4 protein-coding genes are annotated in these 5,251 nt (G+C 32.0%); all 4 read left to right on the forward strand.

The window, feature by feature from the left end; genetic code table 11:
* The coding region (locus tag CI949_RS16480) for a GspE/PulE family protein (RefSeq protein WP_290768297.1) at positions 1–967 on the forward strand (967 nt) is incomplete at its 5' end.
* A gap of 19 nt (positions 968–986) precedes the next feature.
* On the forward strand, positions 987–2,069 hold the full coding sequence (locus tag CI949_RS16485; RefSeq protein ID WP_365941835.1) for a type IV pilus twitching motility protein PilT: 1,083 nt from the start codon (positions 987–989) through the stop codon (positions 2,067–2,069).
* 13 nt (positions 2,070–2,082) lie between these two features.
* Positions 2,083–3,297 carry a type II secretion system F family protein gene (locus CI949_RS16490; protein ID WP_290768302.1) on the forward strand — a complete coding sequence of 405 codons (1,215 nt, stop codon included), beginning with the start codon at positions 2,083–2,085 and terminating at the stop codon, positions 3,295–3,297.
* A gap of 24 nt (positions 3,298–3,321) precedes the next feature.
* Positions 3,322–5,112, forward strand: a complete 1,791-nt coding sequence (locus tag CI949_RS16495) for an O-antigen ligase (protein ID WP_290768305.1) — start codon at positions 3,322–3,324, stop codon at positions 5,110–5,112.
* Positions 5,113–5,251 lie beyond the last annotated feature (139 nt).

The following is a 5,251-nucleotide window of genomic DNA, read 5'->3' on the forward strand; positions in this document are numbered from 1 at the left end:
AATTATAGCTGACTTGGATATTACTAAAAGAAGAATTCCTCAGGATGGTCGGGTACAGATGACCTTTAAGAGTATGCAGATTGATATGCGGGTTTCTACACTGCCCACAATTTATGGAGAAAAAGTTGTTATTAGACTATTAAATAAAGATGATAGTTTATTAAATATTGAAAGATTAGGATTTAAACCACAAAATAAGGAAAGATTTGATAGATTGATTAAAAAACCCTATGGAATTTTACTGGCAACCGGTCCAACAGGTAGTGGAAAATCCACCACTTTATTTGCAGCTTTAAATGAAATTAATTCACCAACTAAAAATATTGTTACCATTGAAGATCCAGTTGAATATCAGTTGGAAGGAGTAAATCAGGTGCAGGCAAATAATGCGGCAGGTTTGACCTTTGCTAAAACTTTAAGATCTATACTGCGGCAGGATCCGGATATTGTAATGGTTGGTGAGATTAGAGACGAAGAAACAGCAGAAATTGCAATCAGAGCGGCCCTGACCGGACATTTAGTTTTAAGTACTCTGCATACAAATGATGCTCCAAGTGCAATTACCAGACTTTTAGATATGGGAATTCCCGGGTATTTAGTTGCTTCTACAGTTATTGGAGTGGTAGCTCAGAGATTGGTGCGGAAGTTGTGTCCGGATTGTAAGGAAGCCTACGAACCTGGAATTGAAGAAAAGAAATTTTTAGATGACCCAGATGTTGAAAAACTCTGGCGGCCTTCTGTTGAGCCGTGTAAAAAATGTACAGATGGATATAAGGGAAGAATAGCTATTCATGAGGTTCTTGAGATCAGCGATGAAATGGAAGAAATGATAGCTGAAGGAGCAAATGAACTGGCGATAGAAAAATATGCCAGAGCAAATAATATGAAATCCTTATTAGATGATGGTAAGCAGAAATTAAAAGAAGGTATTACCAGCTATCAGGAAGTAGTAAGTTCTATTATTTAAAATTTTTTATGAGGGAGAGATGTCGGTGGATGTTCTTGATGTTATGAAAAAATTAGCAAAAGATCGTTCAGTTTCTGATCTGCATTTAACCGTTAAAGAAAAGCCCATTATTAGATATAATGGCAAACTAACTTATTATGAAGAATATCCAAATAAACTTGAAATAAATGAAGTTAAAGAAATAGCAAAAGATTTAATGACAAAAAAACAATGGGAAACTTTTGAAGAACTTGGCGAAATTGATTTTTCTTATAGTTTGCCGGGTTATTCAAGATTTAGAGTAAACGCATTTAAACAGAGAGGTTCAGTCAGTCTGGCTTTAAGAATAATTCCTCAAGAAGTTCCGGACATTGATTTTCTTGGTTTACCAGATATTTTAAAGAAGTTATCGATGCAGAGAAAAGGACTTATATTATGTACAGGTCCAACTGGAAGTGGTAAAACTACTACACTTGCTGCAATGATAAATATGATTAATACTAATAGACATGCACATATTATTACTTTAGAAGATCCGATTGAGTATTTGCATAGTCATGACAAATCAATAGTCCATCAAAGAGAGATTGGTTTTGACACAATGTCATTTAAAGCTGGATTAAGAGCTGCTTTACGACAGGATCCAGATGTAATCCTTGTAGGTGAGATGAGAGATTTGGAAACCATATCTACAGCCTTAGAAGCAGCAGAAACCGGCCATCTAGTTTTTGCTACTTTACACACAAATGATGCTCCTAGTACTGTAGAAAGGATTATTGATGTTTTTCCTGCCCATCAGCAGCAGCAGGTAAGGACCCAGTTAGCAGCTTCAATAAACGGTATAATATCACAGCAATTGGTAAATAGAAAAGATAGAAATGCTCGCACAGCAGCCATGGAAATTTTAGTTGCGACATCTGCTGTCAGGAATATTATTCGTGAAGGGAAAACTCACCAACTGCTTTCTGCAATGCAGACAGGTGGTAAATATGGAATGATAATTATGGATAATTATCTTGTAGATTTATATAATAAAAGTATTATATCATATGAAGAAGCTGTTCGTCGTTCTGATGATTCTGATTATATTAAGAAAAAAATAAATAGTATTGCTGGCAGATAGGAGGGATTACATTATGGCTTCTTTATTTAAATATGAAGCAAAAGATAAAAAGGGGAATAAAGTTAAAGGTGAATTAGAAGCGGACAATAAAACAGCAATTGCCTCTCAATTAAAAGATAAAGGTTACTATATTACAAATATTAGTGAAAAGAAACAGTCTAAGGATGTAAGAGAATTAATTAATTTTACTAATAGTGTAAGTACTAAAGAATTATCTATTTTTAGCCAGCAGTTTGCAACAATGATAGATTCCGGTATTAGTCTGGTTGATTCTCTGCAGATTATGTATGATCAAATGGACAATAAATTCTTCAAAAAATCATTAGAAGAAATACTAGAAGATGTTGAAACAGGGGTTTCTCTAGCCAATGCTATGCAGAAGCATAAGAAGATATTTCCAACTTTATATATTGAATTAATTAGAGCTGGAGAAGCTGGAGGTGTATTAGACATTGTTCTTAACAAACTGGCTGATCATTATGAAAGGCAGAGCAAATTAAACTCAATGATTAAATCTGCACTTTATTATCCATTAACTATTTTAACTGTTGCTATTTTAGTAGTGACATTTTTAGTAGTCCAGGTAGTACCTCAATTTGTAGGAATGTTTAGCAGTTTGGGAGCCAATTTACCTTTAGTTACTCGAATTTTGCTTGCTATTAGTGATTTTATTAGAGCGTACTGGTGGGCAATTTTACTCTTTATTATTTTGATGATTTTTATCTTTAGCAGATATCGACAGACAGAAAAAGGAAAGCTCAGGACTGATAAATTAATTCTTAAAATACCAGTGTTTGGAAATATGATGCAGAAAATTTATTTATCAAGATTTTCAAGCACTTTGTCGATACTAATTGACAGTGGAGTAGGATTACTTGAATCTTTATCTATTGTAGAGAATGTTATCAATAACAAAGTTTATAGTGATGTTCTTACAATGATTAGAGTTCAGGTTAGAGAAGGGATGAGCTTTGCAGCAGAGCTTGATAAATATCCAAAGTTATTTTCACTGATGGTTGTACAAATGACAAGAGTTGGAGAAGAAACAGGAGCTTTGCCCAAGATGTTGGTTAAAATATCTGATTTTTATGATAGTGAAGTTGAGACAAGTGTTGATGGAGTAATTACCTTAATTGAGCCAGCAATGATTGTTATTCTGGCTGTTGTGGTTGGCTTTGTAGCTGTTTCAATAATCACTCCGATGTTTGATATGTTCCAATATATTTAAATTATTCGATAAGGAGTTACTATTTTGTTAAAAATAAAGCAATATAATTATAATATAATTAAAATTATACCTATTTTTATGATAATAGTTTTTACACCTCTGATAGTCTTTTTAAAAAAAAGAACACTGTCAGAAGTAACTTCTTTATATTGGGTTGAATCTTATAATCTTGATTTTTTCTCATATTATAAGATGGTCTGGCTGTTAAGCTGGACACTGATTTTATTATTTTTCTTCTGGCGGGAAGCCAGAAAGAAAAAACTTAAATCAAGAGTGCAATTTATATTTTTAGCAGTTTACTTAATTATGATAATTTTATCAACAATTTTTTCTGATTTCCAATATGTTTCTCAAATAGGTTTTCCTGACCGGTATGAGGGAATGCCGGTTTTAATTTCTTATTTGATAATAATGCTGGCAAGTTATTTTTTAATTAACAGCAAAAAACAATTAGAAATATTGATAAATGGCTTATTTGTTTCAACATCTATAATTGCTTTGATAGGAATCTATCAATTTTTTGGTTATGATTTTTTCAGAAGCATTATTGGTAGAAATTTAGTTTTACCGGACCAAATGACTCAATTAGCGGAAAGTATGACTTTTAATTTTGGCGAAAACATTATTTATTCGACTCTTTATAATCCAAACTATGTAGGTAGTTACTTTTCAATGCTTCTCTTATTTTCTTTGGTTTATTATATAATGCAGGAAAAAAGAGAAAAACAGTTTTTATATGGATTTGTTGTTTCTTTAATTTTTGCAGCCTGGATTGGTTCAATGTCAAGAGCAGGGATGGTTGGAGGACTATTTGCCTTTTTATTCTTGCTGATAATAATGTACAAAGAAATAATTAAAAAATGGAAATCAATTTTAGTTTTGTTTATTTTATTATTTTTAATTGCTTTTGGGATGAATTATCAAAGCCAGGGAAAAGTTTTTGGGGAGTTTCTATCTTTTGGTAAAGAAACTGAAATGGCTTTAAAAGGTGAAGAAGATTTAGATTTGAAAATTAAAAAAATAGTAACCTCTGAAAATAAATTGATTTATAATACAAAAGATTTTAAGCTGTTAGTTGAAAAAGACAATGCTAATCATAAAAGTAATTTGAGCTTTTATAATGGTGAGAATAAGCAAATTCTGGCTCTGGAAAGAAATCAAAATGGTTATATTGAAGTCCAGAATCCTGACTTTGAGCTTCTTAAAATGAGATTTGATCCTAAAAGAAATTCTTTATTAATTAAATATGGAAATAAAAGAGCTGTATTTTTAATTAATGAGCAGGGATTCTGGATTATGGGTTTAAAAGGTGGTGCTTATCGAGTAGAGGAAGTAGAAAGGTGGGGCTTTGAAAATAAGGAAAGCTTTGCGACTTATAGAGGTTATATCTGGTCCAGGACAATCCCACTTATTAAAGACACTCTCTTACTCGGCAATGGTCCTGATACTTATACTTTTTATTTTCCCCAGCATGATTATATTGGTAAACTAAATGCTTTTAATCTAACTACTAAAATTGTAGATAAACCGCATAATTTTTATCTGCAGCTTGCTGTCAATACAGGCTTAATTTCCCTAATAGCTGTTGTTTTGTTATTTGCCTATCATACTAGAGAAAGTTTAATGATATATTTTAAAAGAGATTATAATGATTATTTTGACTATCTTGGTGCTGCAGCCTTTACAGCTTTTACAGCTTATGCAGCGGCAGCTTTATTTAATGATAGTGTTGTTTCAGTAGCACCTGTTTTTTGGTTTATTTTAGGGATAGGAGTTAAATTGAATTATTTAAATAAGCAGAGGCAGAGGGGGTGATTTTTAAATTTATAGGCTGGTTTAGAGTGGGTAAGAGATTATTTAGTATTTAATAAAAAGAAGGAGAGATAAAATTGAGAAAATTAAGAGAAAAAATTTATGATAATGCAGCTTTTACATTAATTGAGTTGCTTGTAGT

It is taken from the genome of Halanaerobium sp., from assembly GCF_003070835.1.

Excerpts from the sequence above, each read along its gene's own strand:
- CI949_RS16485 (WP_365941835.1), top strand. The coding sequence starts at position 987 with ATGTCGGTGGATGTTCTTGATGTTATGAAAAAATTAGCAAAAGATCGT.
- CI949_RS16490 (WP_290768302.1), top strand. The coding sequence starts at position 2,083 with ATGGCTTCTTTATTTAAATATGAAGCAAAAGATAAAAAGGGGAATAAA.